Genomic DNA, 18,184 nt, shown 5'->3' on the forward strand with positions numbered 1-18,184 from the left:
CTGCGGAGCAACGGGCTACGCCCTTGTTACCGCAGCCTGAAGGAGACAAGTATGAAAAGCCTGATCGACGCGGGCCTGGTCCAGGACCAGAACGCCAAACTGGAAGCCGGCCTGAAGGCCGACTATGACGCGCTGGGCGGGGTGCTGGCGCGCCGCGGCCTGGACATCGAAACACTCACCGCACTGGCCCAGACCTTCGAAGTGGCCGTTCCGAGCTGGGGCGCCGGTACCGGCGGCACGCGCTTCGCGCGCTTCCCGGGTCGCGGCGAGCCGCGCAACGTGGTCGAGAAGCTGGAAGACTGCGGCGTGATCAACCAGCTGACCCGCGCCACCCCGGCCGTGTCGCTGCACTTCCCATGGGACAAACCAAGCGATGCCGCCGAACTGCGCGAAGTCGCCGCGAACTTCGGCCTCGGCTTCGACGCTGTCAACTCGAACACCTTCCAGGACCAGGCCGGCCAGGAGCACACCTACAAGTACGGCAGCCTCACCTCCATGAACCCGGCTGCCCGCGCCCAGGCCGTGGCCCACAACATCGAGTGCATCGAACTCGGCAAGGCCCTCGGTTCGCAGGCCCTGACCGTCTGGGTCGGCGATGGCGCCAACTTCCCGGGCCAGAGCAACCTGCGCGGCGCCCTGGAGCGCTACCTGGAAAGCATGCGCCAGATCTATGCGGCCTTACCTAGCGACTGGAACATCTTCATCGAGCACAAGCTGTTCGAGCCGGCCTTCTATGCCACCACCATCGCCGACTGGGGCACCAGCTTCGCCTGCGCCACCACCCTCGGCCCGAAGGCCAAGTGCCTGGTCGACCTGGGTCACCACGCCCCGAACACCAACATCGAGATGATCGTGGCGCGCCTGGCGCAGTTCGGTAAACTCGGCGGCTTCCACTTCAACGACAGCAAGTACGGCGACGACGACCTGGATTCCGGATCGATCAACCCCTTCCAGCTGTTCCTGGTCTTCAACGAGCTGGCCGACGCGGCCCTGCGCGAAGGTCCGGGCTTCAAGCCGGCCTACATGCTGGACCAGTCGCACAACGTGACCGATCCGATCGAAAGCCTGATGAGCAGCGCGGTGGAAGTCCAGCGTTCCTTCATCCAGTCGGCCCTGGTCGACCGCAACGAACTGGCTGGCCTGCAGGAGCAGAACGACGTGCTTCAGGCGGCCCAGTGCCTGAAGCGCGCTTTCCGCACCGACGTCGGCCCGATCCTGGCGATGGCCCGTGTACGTTCGGGTGGCGCAGCCGACCCGGTGGCAGCCTACCGCGCCAGCGGCTACCGCGACCGTGTCGCCAGCGCGCGTCCGGCCAAGGCCGGCGCGAGCAGCAGCGGCATCGTTTGATCTTGATGTTGGCGCCCCTCACGGGGCGCTTTTTTCGTTAACGACCAGGACAAGACATGAGCATCACCACCCGTGCATTCCGCATGCAACTCAAGCCCGGCAATGAAGAAGAATACCGCCGCCGGCACGACGACATCTGGCCGGAGCTGGCCGCGCTGCTGGGCGGCGCCGGCATTTACGATTATTCGATTTTCCTGGACGAGGCGACGCTGGATTTGTTCGCCGTCATGAAGCTGCATCCGGGGCACCAGCTCGGGCCCTTGCCCGATCATCCGGTGATGCGGCGCTGGTGGGATTACATGGCGGACCTGATGGAAGTGGAACCCGGGAACCGGCCGAAGGAGTGGCCGCTGACCCAGGTGTTCCACATGGCGTAATCCGCCGTCCTCGCCTTATTTGGCGCGGTCGAGCAGGCCGCGCATCTTCAGCCACTCTTCGGCGCGGCGCGGCCATACCGAGGCCGTCCCCAGTCCATCCCGCATCCCCATCCCGTGCGATCCCTGCTCGAACAAGTACATCTCCGCCGGCACCTTGGCCCGCGTCAGCGCCTGGTAGAACAGGATGCTGTTCTCGACCGGCACCGCCTGGTCGGCCTGGGTGTGGATCAGCAGGGTGGGCGGCGTCTGGGCCGTCACCTGGCGCTCGGGCGACATCAGGTCCACGTCGGCCTGCGTGGGCGAGGCGCCCAGCAGGGCCTTGCGCGAACCGGCATGCACGGCAGGCCCTTCCATCGCGATCACCGGATACATCAGTATCAGGAAATCGGGACGGGCGCTGACCGCATCCAGCTGGGCGCCGGTGCGTCCGAGCGGATGGTCGAACAAGGTGCCCGCGGTGGCGGCAAGGTGTCCGCCGGCCGAGCTGCCCATCACGCCGATGCGGTCCGGATTCACCTTGAACCGGGCAGCCTGCGAGCGCACCAGCCGCACCGCGCGCAGCACGTCGCGCAAGGGGGCGGGGTGGCCGAATTCGAGCTGGCGGTAGCTCAGCACGAAGCTGGTGATGCCCAGGGTGCTAAGCCAGTGCGCATACTGCTCGCCCTCGCGCCGGGTCGACTGGCGCACGTAGCCGCCGCCCGGGCAGATGATGACTGCCGTGCCGTTGGGACGGTCGACCGCGGCCGGGTACACGGTCAGCGTGGGCTCGGTGATGTTGGTCGTGCGGCCCTCGTCGTCGACGCGGTTCGGTCCGAGTTCGGGCTTGGCGCCGGGTACGCCTTCCGGCCACAAGGGCAGCACCAGCGGGCCGGCAGCGGCGGCCGGCACACTTCCAAACGTCGTCAGCACCAGACCGGCAGCAAGCTGCGTCATCGTGCGTCTCCTGTTTTCATTCATGGGAATATCCTTTTATGGTAAAGCTTTCACATGTCGGCAGTATTCTCGCATCCGCAGCCTTGCTCGGCGGCTGCGCCACCCAGGCCGTGCAGCCCTTCGACAGCAGGGACGGCCTGGAGCTCGTCGCCACGCCGGCGGCCGATGCGGCCACGGCCTGGTCGCGCGGCCCCGATGGCGTGATCCAGGTGTCCGGCAAACCCGCCGGCTACATCGCCACCCGCGCCGCCTATACCAACTATCGTATGCACGTCGAATGGCGCTGGCCGGGCAAGCCGGGCAATGCCGGCGTGCTGCTGCATGTGGCGTCCGGCCCGAAGGATGGCGCCTGGCCGCTCAGCCTGCAGGTGCAGACCAAGCATGGTTTCGCCGGCGACGTGCTGCCGATGGCCGGCGCGTCCTTTGCCGAACCGCTCACCACGGCGCCCGGCGCCTACCCTGCCATCAAGGGCCATACCGGGGCCGGCAGCGAGAAGCCGGCCGGCGAATGGAACAGCGCCGACATCCTGGCGCGCGACGGCGTGATCGAGGTGACGGTCAACGGCGTGCCGCAGAACCGCGTCAGCGCGGCCGCGCCGGGCGCGGGGCGGATCGGCTTCCAGCTCGAAGGGACGCCCTACGAACTGCGCAGCATCCGGATCACGCCCGTGCCGTAGATCAGCGGCGCTTGAGCCAGGCGTCCGGCACCGGCACCACGACGATGTTCATCGAACGGCCATCCTCGGACAGCATGGCCGACTGGATCTGGATCTTGTTGCCGTCGGCATTGAAGGTCGGATGCGGGTGGTCGGCGGCGGTGGTCTTGTGGCCGGTGGTGAGCATCATCATTTCGCGGTTGCGGCGGTCGATCAGGTAGACGCTGCGGCTGAAATCGTCGCCCACGGCGAAGCGGCCGTCGCTGGAACCATGCACGTGCCACAGACCGCTGCCCGACTCGGTCTGCCCGACGATCTGCATCTGGCGGGTGCGCAGGTTGACGATCGCCAGGCCGGTCGGCTTCTCGCGGGTGCCGGTCTGGCCCCAGCCGTCGTCCTGACCCGGGTTGGCGCCGCCGACGTCCGTTGCCGGGCCGGCCACCGCCGATGCGGCGCCCGGAATCGCGCGGTGGCCCATGATCGCCATCGCCACTTCATCCTTCGAGATCACCGCCTCGTGGGTCACCCACTCGTAGGATGCTTCCGGGTAGAGCGGGCGCAGGCCGCTGCCGTCCGCCTTCACGGTCCAGGTGCGCTGCGGCGACTTGCCGCCGGTCTCCCAGCAGAACACGATCTCGCCCGGGTTCCACAGGTTGGCCTGGATGTGGCCGACCTGGAAGGGCACCGACACCACGTGCTTCACTTCGCCGGTGCGCACGTTCAGGCGCGCGATGCCTTGCGGGCCGGCGCCCATCTTGCGCGGGCCGAAGGCCGGCTCGATCTTGGTGCCGGGCGCCAGGTGCCTGGCGGCCTGGCCGGGGCCGACCTTGAAATAGACCCATTCCTCGTCCGCGTCCAGGGCCAGGTCGCCGCCGGCTTCCAGCTCGGGCGCCAGGTTGGCGGCGACGCGCTGGTAGCTGCCTGCCGGCTGCATGCGGCCTTGCGCGCTGTCGGCCAGCACCCGTGCCAGGTCGGTTTCGACGATCTGCAAGACCTTGTCGTCGTCCGGCGCCTTGCGCATGTAGTACAGCTTCATGGACTTCCGGGCCAGGTTCAGCATCCCGGTGTAGCCGCCTTCGGTCACCTGGACCAAATCGCCGGTCGCCTCGTTCACGGCCACGGCCTCGTCGCCGGCCAGGCGCGAGCGGAACACCAGCCACTTGCCGTCCGACGTCCATTGCGGGTGGGTCGGGTAGATCTTGGAATCGCCGTGCGGTTTGCTGGTCAGGAAAGTGAGCATGGTGCCGGTGACCGGATCCTTGACGACTTTGCGCTCGGAGGGGAAGCGTTTGCCGATCTGGGCCAATGCGTCATGGCTGAACAGGAGTGCCACGGACAGGCACAGGGCGGTGGTCATGGGGGAACGCATGGGGGTGTCTCCGTATTGTGATGTTGTCCGATCATTTTCCCAGCATGAGTTGCTCAGATCTAATCATTATGGTGATTCTTTCTGCGTCTTTACTGCCGGGTTCAGCGGCGGCGCATAGAATCAGGGAAAAGCTATAACACATGGAGACCCCTCGATGTCCATCCTGAGCACCCTGATCCGTGCCGGCGCAATGCTATTGCTGGCCTGCGGAACGGCACAAGCACAGAGCCCTGCGCCTGCCGTCAATACCGACCCGGCGCGCGCCCAGGTGAAGCTGCCGGAACCGGCCAATCCCGCCCTGCCTTCGATCATCCTGATCGGCGACTCCACGGTGCGCAACGGCCACGACGACGGCCAGGGCAAGGGCGCGGAAGGGCAGTGGGGATGGGGCAATCCTATCGCCGCCTGGTTTGATCCGGCCAAGGTCAACCTCGTGAACCGCGCGGTCGGCGGCCTGTCCAGCCGCACCTACATCACCAGCGGCCACTGGGAGCGCACGCTGGCCTTCGTCAAGCCCGGCGACATGGTGCTGATGCAGTTCGGGCACAACGACGCTTCCCCGGTCAACGACGACAAGCGGGCGCGCGGCAGCATCCGCGGCATTGGCGACGACGCCACCGAGATCGACAACATCCTGACCGGGAAGCGCGAGACCGTGTACAGCTACGGCGGCTACCTGCGCAAGTACATCGCCGATATCCGCGCGAAAGGCGCGACGCCGGTCGTCGTCTCCCTCATCCCGCGCAAGGCCTGGAACGAGGAAGGCCCGGATGTGGGTAAAGTGCGCCGCAACAAGGGCGACTACGCCGGCTGGGCCGCCGAAGTCGCGCGCCTGGAAAAAACCGGCTTCATCGACCTGAACGAGCTGGCGGCGCGCCGCTATGACGAAATGGGCCGCGAGGGCGTGATGAAGATGTTTCCGGTGACGGTGCCCGATGAGCGCATCCACACCAACTGGGCCGGCGCCGCGCTGAACGCGCAGATCGTGGTGGCGGGCCTGAAGACCCTGGGCGACCCGCGCATGGCCTCCTTCCTGAAGCCGAAGGGTGAGATGGAGGACGTGCGCCCGGTAGTCGATGCGCGCACCGTGCGCGAGGAAGCCCCGCTCGATCCGAAGCTGCCGACCCTGTTCCTGGTCGGCGACTCGACCGTCAAGAGCGGCGGCCAGAACGGCGCCATCGGCTGGGGCGAGCGCCTCGCGCCCTACTTCGACACCCGCAAGATCAATGTGGTCAATGCCGCCATCGGCGGGCGCAGCAGCCGCACCTTCTTCACCGAAGGCCGCTGGGAGCGCGTGCTCGGGCAGCTCAAGCGCGGCGACACCGTCGTGATCCAGTTCGGCCACAACGACGGCGGCCGCATCGGCGACCCGGCCAACAAGAACCGCGCATCAAAGCCGGGGATCGGTCCGGACACGGTCGAGGACACCCGTCCGGACGGCGGCAAGGAGCAGGTGCACAGCTTCGGCTGGTACATGGCGCGCTACGTGGCGGACGCGAAAGCGAAGGGCGCGACGGTGGTCATCGCTTCGCCGATCCCGCACCGCGACAAATGGCAGGGAGAGCGCGACTTCGCCAACTTCGCCGACTGGGGCCGCCAGGTCGCCGAGGCGGGCGGCGCCCATTTCATGGACCTGACCATGCTTGTCACCGAGGGCTACCGCGCGATCGGCGCACCACAGGTCGATACCTTCTTCTCCGACGCGCGCACCCACACCAATGGCGCCGGCGCCGAGTTCAACGCCCAGCGCGTGGTCGCAGGCCTGAAGGCGCTGCCGGGCAATCCGCTGCGTCCCTATTTCTCGGACAAGGCGGCGGGCGTCCAGTGATGAAACCTGTACTGCTCGCGGCGGCGCTGCTGGCTGGCGCTGGTGGTGCGCAAGCCGCCTGCGACAACTGGGGCGAGCGCGGGACGCTGCTGCACCAGGACGATTTCGACGGCCCGCTGATGGGCTACGTCAGCGAATACGCACGCAAGCCGGGCAACTTCATCGGCACCCGCGACGGCCGCCTGGTGATCGATGTCGACTCCGGCGCCACCGTCTGGCTCGACAAGCCCCTGTCGGGCGACATCCTGATCGCCTACACCCGCCGCGTGGTACTTGACGGCGGCCGCAACGACCGCCTGTCGGACCTGAACCATTTCTGGATGGCGCAAGATCCGGCGCGCAGCAGCCTGTTCACCCGCTCCGGCAAGTTCGAGGACTACGACGACCTGGACATGTACTATGCCGGCGTCGGCGGCAACGGCAATACGACCACCCGCCTGCGCCGCTACGGCGGCGGACAGCGCGTGCTGGTCGGGGAGCGGCTGGAGCCGGCCTGGATGCTGCAGCCGAACCGCGACTACCGGGTCGAGATCGCGGTCTACCGCGGCTGCACCCGCATGCGCATCGACGGCCGCGAAGTCTTTTCGTATCGCGACCCCCAGCCCTTCACCCGGGGCTACACAGGATTCCGCAGCACATGGTCGCGCCAGACCATCGACAATCTTACGATCCACCAGTTGAAATAAAAGGAGACACCCATGAATTCCCCCATGCCGCGCCGCGCGCTGATCGGCCTGCTCGTCGCCAGCCTGTTCCCCGCCATGAGCGTCTTTGCGCAGGAAGCGCCCGCCGCCCAGGAAAAAGGCCCGGCCGCGGCCGACGCCATGCTGCACGCCCTGGACGTGAAGTACCCGACCCGTTACCAGCCGATGGAAGCCAACGAGGTCAAGGCGGTGCTGGACCGCGTGTTCGCCTACCTGGACCGCACCACCCCGGCTGAGCTGATCCACAAGAGCAACGGCACGCCGGTCACCGACCTGACCAAGGCCGATCCGGACGCGGTGCTCAAGCCGGGCGACTTCCGCCTGACCAGCTACGAGTGGGGCGTCACCTACCAGGGCATGGTGGCCGCCGGCCAGGCTACCGGCGACCAGCGCTACCTCGACTACACCCAGAAGCGCCATGCGCTGCTGTCGCAGCTCACCAAGACCTACCTGCCGGTCGTGAAGGCGGACACCGCCAACGCGCTCGCGCCGATCAAGAGCTTCCTGAATCCGCATGCGCTGGACGACGCCGGCGCCCTGTGCCACAGCTTCCTGAAGGCCCAGGTGGCCGGCTCGAAGGTCGACTACAGCCAGATGCTCGGCATCTGCGGCGACTTCGTCACCAAGCACGAGTACCGCCTGAAGGACGGCACGCTGGCACGCGGCGGCCCGGACGGCAAGGGCGGCCGCAAGATGCGCCCGCTGCCGGACACCCTGTGGCTGGACGACATGTTCATGGGCGTGCCGACCATGGCCTACCTGGGCAAGGTCACGGGCGACCGCAAGCACTACGACGACGCGGTGCGCCAGGTGCTGCAGTTCTCGAAGCGCATGTTCAACAAGGACCTGGGCATCTACATGCACGGCTACGTCGAAGGCTTGCGCGACCATCCGGAGTTCCACTGGGCGCGCGCCAACGGCTGGGCGGTGATGGCCATGGTCGAGGTGCTGGAAGTGCTGCCGAAGGACCACAAGGGCTACAAGCCCGTGCTGGAACAGCTGCGCGCCCACATCAAGGGGCTGGGCAAATACCAGACCAAGGACGGCTTCTGGCACCAGCTGATCGACCGCAACGACACCTACCAGGAAACCTCGGCCACCGCCATTTACACCTACGCGATCGCGCGCGCCGTCAACCGCGGCTATGTGGACGCGCAGATGTACGGGCCGATGGCCAACTTCGCGTGGAATGCGGTGGCCAGCAAGGTGACGGCCAACGGCCAGATCGAAGGGATCTGCGTGGGAACCGGCATGGCCTTCGATCCGGCCTTCTACGCCTACCGTCCGACCAGCGTGAAGGCGGCCCACGGCTACGGCCCGACCTTGCTGGCCGGGGCGGAGATCATCGAGATGAACAAGAAGTACAAGTTCGGCCTGAATGACAGCGGCCTGATGTATCAGGGCACCCGCTAAGGCGGGTTTGCACGGTGGGCGGCCTTGCCGCCCACCTCACAGGTCAGCGCAGTTTGCTGACAAGACTTGCCGGCGCCGCAAACGCGGTACCGTGCCGCACCCGCTGCTTGGTACCTGCGGCCGGGAAGCGCAGCTTCGCCGTCACATCTTCCCAGTTCACCATATCGCGCGTGCGCATCGCCCCATAGTGGCCAGCGGTATAGGCATCGTAGTACACGATCACCTCGTCGCCCACCTGCAGCACGCTCGGACCCTCGCTCCACAGGCCGGACGGCGTGACCGGCGCACCGAGCGTCCCGAACGGCCCCTCGAAGCCGGAGGCCTGCGCAACGCGCAGGTGCTTCTTCGGCGGATAGCGGGTCTCGTCCTTCACCAGCAGCCAGTCGCGCCCGAAGGCCCGCGCCAGGGTGGCGTCGATCACCGAAAAGCCCGGATCGTAATACAGGCGGGTCGGCGTGAAGCTGACGAAGTCCTTCGTCGTGGTGGCGTAGATGCGGTGGTTGTATTTTTCCTCGCTCTTGCCCTCGGTCTCGGGGAAGCGCCCCGGAATCGTGGACGACCACAGGATCAGGTAATGCCCGTGCAGCTCGTCGTGGAAGATCTCGGGCGCCCAGGCGTTCAGTGCGGTCGGCTCGTGCGCCATCACCGGCAGATCGCGCTGGGGCGACCAGTTCATCAGGTCGGGCGAGGAGGCGTAGCCGATTCCCTTGTCGTTCCAGCCGCTGGTCCAGACCATGTGGTACAGGGCGTCCGGTCCGCGCACCAGGCTCGGGTCGCGCATCAGTTTGGTGCCCACGGTGGGCGTGAGGAAGCTGGCGCCGCCGCGCAGCGCGTCCCACTGATATCCGTCGCTACTGGCGGCCAGGTGCAGGCCGTCCGCGCCGTTGCCGATGAAGTAGGCGAACAGGTAAGCCTGCTGTTCTTCGGTGCGCGGCAGGCCCGCGCAGCCGGCGAGCAGCGCACCCGCCAGCGTCGCCAGTGCGACACGGCGCTTCATCGCCCGCTTCCCACGCGGTTGCTGTCGTCGCCGAGCGGGCGTTCCTGGGTACGGCCCGGGCTCGGCGGCACCGCAAAGCTCGCAACCGGGTCGGGGCGGGCCGGGTCGAACGCGAAATCGTCGACCACGTGGCGGGCCACCGGCAGCTGGGCATTGCGCATGCCCAGCACGATGGCCTTGGCCATCACATAGCTGCCGTAGGGGTTGTGGTGGGTGTTGTCGAGGCGGTCCGGGGCGGGCAGGGCGAAGGCAGCCTTGGAGCCTTCGACGCCGAGCGCCGCGTGCATGGTCTGGCTCATCGCATGCAGGTCGATGAAGGGCACGCCCAGTTCCTTGGCCGACTGGCGCGCCGCTTCGGCGTAGTCCGTCAGGGTGAGCACCATCTTCCCGGCCTCGTCGAAGCGGCGCCGTTCCATCGACGAGACGATGACGGGCAGGCCGCCGCGCGCACGCACTTTCTCGACGTGGGTCTTGATCTCGGCCTTGTAGGTGGTGAAGGGGCCCCCTTTGCCGTCCTTGATCTGCTTCTGGTCGTTGTGCCCGAACTGCATCAGGAGGGTATCGCCCGGTTTCATCTGGCTCAGGATCTTGTCGATCCGGCGGCGCTGCAGCGAATCGCGGTAGGTCTCGCCGGACTGCGCATGGTTGGCGACGGCGACCTCGGGCTTGAAAAAGCGCGGCAGCATCTGTCCCCAGCTGTTGTAGGGCTCACCCGGCTGGTCGCTGACGGTGGAGTCGCCGAGCAGGAACAGGGTCGGCACCCGTACCGGGACGATCTCGATGCTCCGTACCGCCGGGCGCGCGCCGTTGAATTCCAGGGTCAGGCGCTTGTCCCAGTTCCAGGCTTCCGTGACCGTCTCGCGCGGCGCCTTGAGGGCGACTTCGCCGGCAGGGACCCCGTCCACCGGCGCGATCTGCGGGGTGCGCACGTTGACGATGAAGCTGCGCTCGAGCTTCTGGCCGGGCGTGGTCTTCACGTTCTCGAGCATCAGGCGGCGCAGTTCGGACTTGATGGTGGTGACGGCCGGCTGCGTGTCGTCGCCCAGGGTGACCGTCACGCGGTAGTTACCCTCCGGGAGGTCGACCGAAAAATAGCTGCCGCGGGCACTGCCTGGCTCGAAGCCGAAGCCGCGGGCGGCGTCATAGGTGGCATCCAGGGCCACCGGCGTGTAGCCGGCAGGCGCCGCGCCGCCGAAGGCGAACCGGAGGGCCGGGCCGGCCGGCGGCTGGGTGGCGCAGCCCGCCAGCAGGCTGGCGGCGGCGAGGGCGGACAGGGTGCGCTTGAATGATGGTGTCATGTGCTTTGTCGTTTGGGGTTCAGGACGCCGGCAGGGCATCGCCGATCAGGGCCAGGTTCTGGATCGCGGCCAGGCCCCACTGGGCGGTATCGTTGGTGGTCACCCACGGCACTTCGTTCACCGGGTTGAGCACGACCGCACCGGCGACCCGCGTGGGTACGAAGGCAGGATAGGGCCGCTTGCCGCCGCTGAACTCCAACCACGCCCGGCGCGCCAGTGCCGGATCCTTGCGCTTCCAGGCCGCGTAGGCCGTCATGCGCGAGTTGCCCAGGTAGAGCGCGTCGGTGCCGCCATGCGTCTTGCCCAGGCGGCGGCGCTGTTCCTCGGCCGGCGCGTTGTACAGCTCGCAGTACTCGATCCAGGCCTTCTCGAAGTCCTTGTCGCCGGTGAGGTTGATCAGCTCGTCGAAGATCTCGATGGCGCCAAATACCGCGTTCAGGTGCGAGGCCTTGACGTCGTCGCCGATCATGTTGTGCAGGCGCCCGGTCTCCAGCTCGTAGCCCATGCGCTCTGCGTTGAAGAAGCCGTGCGGCATGGCGGCGATGTCGCGCATGCCGGTGAGGATCCGGTCGCGGTACTTGGCGCTGCCGCTGCGCTCCCATTCGGTCAGCCAGTTGGCGACCAGCGAGGCCCAGTCGGTGCCGAAGCTGGCGCGCACCGGGAAGCGGCCCTTGGGCGGCTGGTTGGGCAGCTTGCGCACCGGGTCGACCGCTTCCAGTCGCTGGTCGGCATCGAGGGTTTCGCGCATCACGTCGCCGATGCGTTCGTCCGCCGTCAGGAAGTAATACATGCGGCGGTAGACGGCGGTGCTGATGCGCACCTGCTTGGCACTGCAGCCCCAGTGCTGGACGTTGTGGCGCGTGCCCAGTCCCGCGAAGCGGCCCAGGTGGTAGGTGTCGACGTCGCTAGTGTGGCGCACCATGGCTTCGCCCATGCGGAAGATGTCGGCGCGGCCGCTGCGCAGGAAGGAATACCATAGCCACAGGTCGGGCGAGAGTTCCGAGTTGGCCCAGGCATAGCCGCCGACGTCGTAGCGCCACTCGTGGCGGTCGGTGTCATAGGTGTGGCGCACGTCGCCATGGTCCCAGAAGCCGTACCAGCGGCGCTGTTCGACCTCGTCGCGGTAGAAGGCGAAGTGGGCGTCCAGCCGGTCTTCCAGCTGCGCTTTCGCCGGTGTCGAGCGGTCGGGCAGGGACCACATATTGCCGAACACGCGGGTGGCGAGGATGTGGGCGGGCGCGGCCACCACCTGCGGCGGCGTTTGCACGGCGGCCGCCATCTGCACCAGGCGCTCGCGCGCCGGCGTGGCGTCCAGTGCCCACAGGGTCAGTTCGCTGCTGCGGGCGACGCCGACCGGGGTGCCGAAGCCTTTTTCGTAGTCCTCATAGGTGATGTCGAGGGCCTGCAGCTCTTCGGCGTGGGTGTCCATGCCCATGCCGTCGTGGTAGAAGCGCAGGTCCATGGCCGGTGCGTCGGGCGACCACATCCAGAGCGTGACCTGGGCCGCATCCGTGTGGGCGTTGCGGATGTCGAGCTGGGTCGGGTGGCGCTGCCAGAAGTCGCGCAGGCCGAAGGCCACGCCGCCACTGGCACCGCCGATGTAGCCGAGGCCGGGCGCGCGCCGGCCCCAGGCCGCGTCGATCCAGCCGTGGCCGGACTTGGTGCGCTTGCGGATGCGGAAGCTGTCGGCGGACAGCTGCGACAGGCTGTAGTCGCCCCAGGCCGGGACGAATTCGAGGTTCTTGCGCACCCTCTCGGCGATTTCCGGCGTCGCCAGGCCTGCCAGCTGGGCCTTGCGCACGGCTTCGCCGGGGTCGCGGCGCAGACCGGTAAGGTTGCGTACGCCTTCGGCCCACAGGCCGCCGGCTTCGCCCGCGAAACGGACGTGGCGGTTGTGGGGCTCGTCCGCCAGCGGCACCTCGAAGCGCAGGCCGATCCCGCGCACGAAATCCTGCTGCTCGTCGCCGTCGAAGACGAAGGTATGCATGATGCGCACCGATTCGGCGCCGGCATAGAAATACAGGCGCACGGTGAAGGGCAGCCAGGAGCGCTTGCCGCCGGATGCACGGTGCATGCCTTCGAGCTTGAGCACGCTGCGCACCGGACCGCGCTGCTCCAGCGTGACCCGGGTGAGCTGGCTTTCATAGGCGGTGCGGCGGGTGTCGCCTTCGCTGCCGTCGGGCTGGTTGTCGCTCAGCGCGACCAGCCTGCCGGCGCGCGCGATCTCGCGGCCGCCGCGGCGGATGCTGCGGATGATGTCGCCGCCCTGGCGCGGCACGGTGCAGGCGATGACGCCGGTGTCGACCACGATGGCGTCCGGACTTTCGCTGATCGCCAGCGCCTTGGCCGGCAGGCGCGCTTTCCCGGGGCGCACTTGCAGGCGCTCCGGTAGCGCCCCTTGGGCCGGCAGGGCATGCGCGGTCCACTTGAGCGAGCCGTCCGGCCAGTAGGCGATCGGCCAGCTCTGGCAGGCTAGTCCGCCGCCGGCACCCAGCAGGGCAAAGTCCTGGTCCTTGCGCAGTGCGCCGCGCGGCCAGGGCACGCCGAAGGTGGTGCCGGTCATGAGCGCCGGTGCGCGTTCGAGCCAGGCCAGGTCGGCCACCGTCGGGGAGGCCGGTGCGGCCGCTTCGGCGGCAACGGCGCGCATGCCGAGCGGTAGCGCCGCGGCCAGCGCGCCGGTCTTGAAGAAGGCGCGGCGGGACAGCGGGGCCATCGCTCAGCGTCCCGTGGACAGGCTGACGCTCACCGGCGCACGCAGGCGCGCGGCTTCCTCGGCGACGTGGCGTTTCCAGTCGTCCTGGGTGGCGAAGGGACTGCCGCGGGTCCAGGCCGCGCCCACGTGGTAGCGCAGGGTCTGGCCGGAGACGACCGGCGCCGTCACCAGGCCGTTGCGTTCGTCGGCGGCGAAGCCGGAGGCGGTCGGCACGATCAGGGCCACGCCGAAGTCGCCGAAGCTGCGCTGGGTGACCCATTGCACCAGGCTGCCGTCGTTCTTGTTCTCGCTGAAGTCGACCTTGACTTCCTGGCCCTTGTCGCTGGGGCGCTTGTTCAGGCCGACGGCGGCGGTGAGCTTGTCCGGGCCGGCGAAGGTAAAGATGCTGTCGATGCGGTCGAAGTAGCGGCCGGCGTCCACGGTGAAGCGCTTGACTTCCGACACCCTCGTGCCGGCGGCGTCCCAGCCGTCGTAGCTCAACTCGAACACGGTGCGCACCGGGCCGTTGGCCAGGATCTTCCAGGTCTTGTAGTTGGCGCCAACGAACAGCTGCTTGCCGTCCCAGATGCCGGTGCCGCCGGCGCCGCGGGTGGTACCGACGTTGTACATGTCGATGCCCTCACCCTGGTCGACGTGGTAGTGGTCGTGGCCGATGTTGTACCAGCGGTCGACGACCGGGTAGGGAACCCGCTTGAACCAGATGTCCATGCCGCTCGTGACCAGCACTTCCTTGTCGCTGCCGGCGGGCGCCGGCGCGGCGAGGGCGGGGCCGTAGGCGCGGTGGGCCAGCTTGTCGTTCTCCCAGCCGAAGTCGTCCAGGCGTTCCTGGACGAAGCGGGCGTAGGTCTTGGCCGGGAAGGGCTGCACCGTGGCGCCGGCCTTTTCGATGGTGAAGCTGGCGCGCTTCTCGCCCGGCTTGAAGTCGTGCTGGAACAGCAGCTCGCCGTAGGCGGCGCCGATGAACTTCGGATCCTTGGCGGTGGGCGCGACATTGGTCACCTGGTAGGGCAGGACGCGCCCGGCGCCATCCTTGATCACCAGTTGCTGGTTCAGGGCCTGCGGCAGGGCTTCGTTGACCTTGGCCCAGGGAATGGCGATGGTCTCGGCGGGCCGGGCGATGTCCAGCGAGTGGGTGACGGTGACGGTCAGGCGCTCGGCGGCATGGGCGGCGCCGGCGACCAGCAGGGTCGCGGCGGCCGAGGTCAGGGAGAAGCGGAGGATCATGTCTGGTTCGCGTTCAAGGTTGGTTGGTCGACGGCGGCGGCGTCATGCCTTCGCCGAGGAAGAAGCTGGGGTGCGGAGGCTGGTTGTAGCCGGCGTTCTGGGCCGCCACCTGCACCCGGTACTGGGTATCGTGCATCAGGGTCGGCAGGCGGTGGCTGGTCGGCGCCGTGGTGCTGAACACCAGCAGGGCGTCATCGTTGTTGCTGCGCCAGACCACTTCTTCGCGCCAATCGCCGAACAGGTCGGCCGACAGCACCGGATTGGCCTTGGTGCCGTTGTTCGAGGCCGCGCGCTGCGGGGCGGCGTCGAGCAGGGGATCGAGGCGCTGGGCCTGCGGGTTCCATTTCTCGATTTTGGTGCCGTCGAGCGATTCGCGCAGCAGGTCGCCGTCCCACCAGAGGCCGAAGTTGAAGGCGCGCGGACGGGTGGCCGAGATCTGGACGCCTTGCGCGTTCACCAGGCCGCCGACCGGGTTGGTGATGCCACCGAGGGCGGCCCAGCATTCGTTGCCGGGGTGGGCCGGGTCGATGTCCATGCAGATGCCGCGGCCGACGTCGACGGTGGAGGGCAGGCCCCACAGGACCGTGCCGGTGGCGGCGTCGCGCATCGCGGCGCCGTTGCCGCGGTAGCACTTGGGCGACTCGTGCACCATGAAGACCTGCAGGCCGGGCCGGTTCGGGTCGTGCTTGCCGACGTGCAGGGCGTCGCCGTGGCACAGGCCCGTGCTGTACATCAGCTTGCCGTCGCTCTTGATGGTGGCGGCGCCGTAGACGATGTCGTCGCGGCCGTCGGCGTCGGCGTCGGCCACCGCCATCCAGTGCGCGCCCTGGCCGGCGGCGGTGTCATTGCCGGGCGCGTCGCTGTCGAAGACCCAGCGCTGCGACAGTTTGCCGTCGCGCCAGTCCCAGGCCGCCAGCACGGCGCGCGTGTAGTAGCCGCGTGCGAAGACCGCGCTCGGGTGCTGGCCGTCGAGGTAGGCGACGCCGCCGAGGAAGCGGTCGACCCGGTTGCCGCGGCTGTCGCCCCATGCCGCGCCGTCGCCGCCGCGTGCCGGCAGATAGCCGGTGCTGGCCAGGGCGGCGCCGCTGCGGCCGTCGAAGACGGTCAGGAATTCCGGTCCGGCCAGGATGAAGCCGCGCTCGTTGCGGTAGTCGGCCCTGGCATCGCCGATGACCTTGCCCTGGCCGTCGACGCTGCCGTCGGCGGTCTTCATCATCACTTCGGCGCGGCCGTCGCCGTCGAAGTCATAGGCGAGGAAGGTGGTGTAGTGGGCGCCGGCGCGGATGTTCCGGCCCAGGTCGATGCGCCACATGAAGCTGCCGTCGAGGCGGTAGGCATCGATGTAGGTCGAGCCGGTGTAGCCGCCCTGCGAATTGTCTTTCGCATTGGTCGGCTGCCACTTGACCAGCAGTTCGTAGCGGCCGTCGCCATCGAGGTCGGCGGCCGAGCCGTCGTTCACTACATAGCTGTAGGCCACGCCGTCCGGGGTCACCCCGTCCGCCGGCTTGCGCAGGGGGATGCTCAGGAAGGATTGCGGCCAGGCGGCCACCGGTTTGCCGTTCGCGCCGGTTTCGGCATTGCCGTGTACCGGCCGCACGTTGTAGGCGGCGCCCAGGGCGGCGCCGGCGTCCATGAAGCTGGTGGCGGCGAGCGGCTGGTCGTTCAGGCGTTTGCCGTCGCGATAGAGGTTGAAGGCGGTGGCCGGGTCTTCCTGGCCGAGTGCGCGCCAGCTGACGAAGTTGCCGCCCTGGGTGGGAATCGCGACCACGCCGCGGTCGAGCCGTTCGAGCTGCCGGCCCGCGGCCTGGGTGCCCGTCGCCGTGGTGGTGCAGGCGCTGCAGGCGAGGGCCAGCAGGCCGAGGGCGATGCTGCGCTGCAGCGTGTCGATACAGGTGTTGGATGCCATGGTGTGTTGGGTCTCTGGTCGAGGATAGCTCATCCGAGTATTCATTTGCCATAGCGGCAGTGTCAACCGGCCGCTTGTTTCGCGGGCCATTTAATCAGGCGCTTGAGCGAATGCACGGGGCTGTGAATACAGCGCCGCTTTCGCTCAGCGCTTGATCAACGCGCTGCTCAATACGCTGATTAATGCGCAGATGAAGATGGACGCCCCTGCGCACCCCGGCATACACTGTGCGGATTCGATTCGCATTCACCGTCCATGATCATTTCGTCCGCCACCGATTTTCGCGAAGCGGCACGCCGCCGGCTGCCGCCCTTCCTGTTCCATTACCTCGATGGCGGCGCCGGCGCCGAGCAGACCCTGCGCAGCAACGTCGACGACCTGCAGGCGGTCAAGCTGCGCCAGCGCGTGCTGCGCGGTTCCGAGCAGCTCGACCTCGGCGTCGATTGGTTCGGCCAGGACTACGGGCTGCCGATCGCGCTGGCGCCGGTCGGCCTCACCGGCATGTACGCGCGCCGCGGCGAGGTGCAGGCCGTGCGCGCTGCCTGCCACCGCAACATCCCCTTCATCCAGTCCACCGTGTCGGTGTGCCCGCTGGCCGAAGTGGCGGCACAGGCGGCGAATCCGATCTGGTTCCAGCTCTACGTGCTGAAGGACCGCGGCTTCATGCGCGACGTGATGCGGCGCGCCTGGGAGCTGGGCGCCAGGAACCTGGTGTTCACGGTCGACATGCCGGTGCCGGGCGCGCGCTACCGCGACGCCCACAGCGGCATGAGCGGTCCGAACGGGCCGTTGCGGCGCGTGCTGCAGGCGATGCTGCATCCGCGCTGGGCGCTGGACGTGGGGGTATTCGGGCGTCCGCACGACCTCGGGAACATCTCGGCCTACCGCGGCAGCGCCACCGGCCTGGCCGACTACATCGGCTGGCTGGGCGCCAACTTCGACCCGGGCATCGCCTGGCCCGACCTGCAATGGATCCGCGACGAGTGGAAGGGCAAGTTCATCGTCAAGGGCATCCTCGACCCGGAAGACGCGCGCGACGCGCTGGCCTTCGGCGCCGACGGCATCGTGGTCTCGAACCACGGCGGGCGCCAGCTGGACGGGGCGCCGTCCTCGGCCAGCGCGCTGCCGGCGATTGCCGCCGAGGTGAAGGGCAAGATGACCATCTTCGCCGACGGCGGCGTGCGCACCGGGACCGACGTGTTCCGCATGCTGGCGCTGGGCGCGGACGGCGTGCTGATCGGGCGTGCCTTCGTGTACGCGCTGGCCACCCAGGGCCAGGCAGGGGTCGAGCGCCTGCTGGCGATCATGGAAAAGGACCTGCGCACCAACATGGTCCTGACCGGGGTGCAGTCGGTGCGCGATATCGGGCCGCACCTGCTGGCGAAGTGAGGCCGCTTCGCTCGACCTGCGCTGGACGCA

Annotated in this window: 14 protein-coding genes; 7 read left to right on the top strand and 7 right to left on the bottom strand. The window is 68.1% G+C overall.

Annotation, left to right across the window (positions count from 1 at the left end):
* Nucleotides 1-51: 51 nt before the first annotated feature.
* Both rhaI and AC56LK_RS20370 read left to right on the top strand, forming a co-directional pair.
* Nucleotides 52-1,347, top strand: a complete 1,296-nt coding sequence (rhaI, locus tag AC56LK_RS20365) for an L-rhamnose catabolism isomerase (protein WP_497186302.1) — start codon at nucleotides 52-54, stop codon at nucleotides 1,345-1,347.
* 62 nt (nucleotides 1,348-1,409) lie between these two features.
* A complete protein-coding gene (locus AC56LK_RS20370; RefSeq protein ID WP_497186375.1) occupies nucleotides 1,410-1,724 on the top strand; it encodes an L-rhamnose mutarotase in 315 nt (104 codons plus the stop codon).
* Nucleotides 1,725-1,739: 15 nt separating this feature from the next.
* Here the strand turns inward: AC56LK_RS20370 and AC56LK_RS20375 are convergent, their stop codons facing one another.
* On the bottom strand, nucleotides 1,740-2,657 hold the full coding sequence (locus AC56LK_RS20375; RefSeq protein ID WP_497186303.1) for an alpha/beta hydrolase: 918 nt from the start codon (nucleotides 2,655-2,657) through the stop codon (nucleotides 1,740-1,742).
* A gap of 38 nt (nucleotides 2,658-2,695) precedes the next feature.
* Here AC56LK_RS20375 and AC56LK_RS20380 point away from each other — a divergent pair, with 38 nt between their 5' ends.
* A complete protein-coding gene (locus AC56LK_RS20380; protein ID WP_497186304.1) occupies nucleotides 2,696-3,334 on the top strand; it encodes a 3-keto-disaccharide hydrolase in 639 nt (212 codons plus the stop codon).
* 1 nt (nucleotide 3,335) lies between these two features.
* Here the strand turns inward: AC56LK_RS20380 and AC56LK_RS20385 are convergent, their stop codons facing one another.
* The gene (locus tag AC56LK_RS20385; protein WP_497186305.1) at nucleotides 3,336-4,682 is read right to left on the bottom strand and encodes a TolB-like translocation protein; all 1,347 of its coding nucleotides are present in this window, start codon (nucleotides 4,680-4,682) and stop codon (nucleotides 3,336-3,338) included.
* A 154-nt stretch (nucleotides 4,683-4,836) separates the two neighbouring features.
* Between AC56LK_RS20385 and AC56LK_RS20390 the strand changes: the two genes are divergently transcribed.
* Genes AC56LK_RS20390 through AC56LK_RS20400 form a run of 3 tightly spaced genes read left to right on the top strand, consistent with a single transcriptional unit; the run spans nucleotide 4,837 to nucleotide 8,627 of the window.
* A complete protein-coding gene (locus AC56LK_RS20390) occupies nucleotides 4,837-6,510 on the top strand; it encodes a rhamnogalacturonan acetylesterase (RefSeq protein ID WP_497186306.1) in 1,674 nt (557 codons plus the stop codon).
* Nucleotides 6,510-7,196, top strand: coding sequence for a DUF6250 domain-containing protein (locus tag AC56LK_RS20395; RefSeq protein ID WP_497186307.1), 687 nt, complete (start codon nucleotides 6,510-6,512; stop codon nucleotides 7,194-7,196). Before AC56LK_RS20390 ends, AC56LK_RS20395 begins: the two co-directional genes overlap by 1 nt.
* 12 nt (nucleotides 7,197-7,208) lie before the next feature.
* Nucleotides 7,209-8,627 carry a glycoside hydrolase family 88/105 protein gene (locus tag AC56LK_RS20400; protein WP_497186308.1) on the top strand — a complete coding sequence of 473 codons (1,419 nt, stop codon included), beginning with the start codon at nucleotides 7,209-7,211 and terminating at the stop codon, nucleotides 8,625-8,627.
* 43 nt (nucleotides 8,628-8,670) lie between these two features.
* Here the strand turns inward: AC56LK_RS20400 and AC56LK_RS20405 are convergent, their stop codons facing one another.
* Genes AC56LK_RS20405 through AC56LK_RS20425 form a run of 5 tightly spaced genes read right to left on the bottom strand, consistent with a single transcriptional unit; the run spans nucleotide 8,671 to nucleotide 16,765 of the window.
* The gene (locus AC56LK_RS20405; RefSeq protein ID WP_497186309.1) at nucleotides 8,671-9,624 is read right to left on the bottom strand and encodes a glycoside hydrolase family 43 protein; all 954 of its coding nucleotides are present in this window, start codon (nucleotides 9,622-9,624) and stop codon (nucleotides 8,671-8,673) included.
* Nucleotides 9,621-10,922, bottom strand: a complete 1,302-nt coding sequence (locus AC56LK_RS20410; protein WP_497186310.1) for a rhamnogalacturonan acetylesterase — start codon at nucleotides 10,920-10,922, stop codon at nucleotides 9,621-9,623. The genes AC56LK_RS20405 and AC56LK_RS20410 overlap by 4 nt, the downstream gene beginning before the upstream one ends.
* Nucleotides 10,923-10,941: 19 nt before the next feature.
* The gene (locus tag AC56LK_RS20415; protein WP_497186311.1) at nucleotides 10,942-13,635 is read right to left on the bottom strand and encodes an exo-rhamnogalacturonan lyase family protein; all 2,694 of its coding nucleotides are present in this window, start codon (nucleotides 13,633-13,635) and stop codon (nucleotides 10,942-10,944) included.
* A 3-nt stretch (nucleotides 13,636-13,638) separates the two neighbouring features.
* Nucleotides 13,639-14,859 carry a DUF4861 family protein gene (locus AC56LK_RS20420; protein WP_497186312.1) on the bottom strand — a complete coding sequence of 407 codons (1,221 nt, stop codon included), beginning with the start codon at nucleotides 14,857-14,859 and terminating at the stop codon, nucleotides 13,639-13,641.
* Nucleotides 14,860-14,872: 13 nt separating this feature from the next.
* Nucleotides 14,873-16,765, bottom strand: a complete 1,893-nt coding sequence (locus tag AC56LK_RS20425) for a rhamnogalacturonan lyase (RefSeq protein ID WP_497186313.1) — start codon at nucleotides 16,763-16,765, stop codon at nucleotides 14,873-14,875.
* 255 nt (nucleotides 16,766-17,020) lie between these two features.
* On the opposite strand from AC56LK_RS20425, the gene lldD reads away from it, so the two are divergent.
* Entirely contained in the window at nucleotides 17,021-18,154 is a 1,134-nt protein-coding gene (gene lldD, locus AC56LK_RS20430; protein WP_497186314.1) for an FMN-dependent L-lactate dehydrogenase LldD, read from the top strand.
* The last annotated feature ends 30 nt before the right edge of the window (nucleotides 18,155-18,184 follow it).

Source organism: Telluria sp. ZB4P36 (assembly GCF_059685865.1).

Bases quoted from the DNA above. Each gene is read 5' to 3' on its own strand.
- AC56LK_RS20415 (WP_497186311.1), bottom strand. From the start codon at position 13,635: ATGGCCCCGCTGTCCCGCCGCGCCTTCTTCAAGACCGGCGCGCTGGCC.
- AC56LK_RS20395 (WP_497186307.1), top strand. From the start codon at position 6,510: ATGAAACCTGTACTGCTCGCGGCGGCGCTGCTGGCTGGCGCTGGTGGT.
- AC56LK_RS20385 (WP_497186305.1), bottom strand. From the start codon at position 4,682: ATGCGTTCCCCCATGACCACCGCCCTGTGCCTGTCCGTGGCACTCCTG.
- AC56LK_RS20405 (WP_497186309.1), bottom strand. From the start codon at position 9,624: ATGAAGCGCCGTGTCGCACTGGCGACGCTGGCGGGTGCGCTGCTCGCC.
- AC56LK_RS20400 (WP_497186308.1), top strand. From the start codon at position 7,209: ATGAATTCCCCCATGCCGCGCCGCGCGCTGATCGGCCTGCTCGTCGCC.
- lldD (WP_497186314.1), top strand. From the start codon at position 17,021: ATGATCATTTCGTCCGCCACCGATTTTCGCGAAGCGGCACGCCGCCGG.
- AC56LK_RS20390 (WP_497186306.1), top strand. From the start codon at position 4,837: ATGTCCATCCTGAGCACCCTGATCCGTGCCGGCGCAATGCTATTGCTG.
- rhaI (WP_497186302.1), top strand. From the start codon at position 52: ATGAAAAGCCTGATCGACGCGGGCCTGGTCCAGGACCAGAACGCCAAA.
- AC56LK_RS20420 (WP_497186312.1), bottom strand. From the start codon at position 14,859: ATGATCCTCCGCTTCTCCCTGACCTCGGCCGCCGCGACCCTGCTGGTC.
- AC56LK_RS20425 (WP_497186313.1), bottom strand. From the start codon at position 16,765: ATGGCATCCAACACCTGTATCGACACGCTGCAGCGCAGCATCGCCCTC.
- AC56LK_RS20410 (WP_497186310.1), bottom strand. From the start codon at position 10,922: ATGACACCATCATTCAAGCGCACCCTGTCCGCCCTCGCCGCCGCCAGC.
- AC56LK_RS20380 (WP_497186304.1), top strand. From the start codon at position 2,696: ATGGTAAAGCTTTCACATGTCGGCAGTATTCTCGCATCCGCAGCCTTG.
- AC56LK_RS20375 (WP_497186303.1), bottom strand. From the start codon at position 2,657: ATGACGCAGCTTGCTGCCGGTCTGGTGCTGACGACGTTTGGAAGTGTG.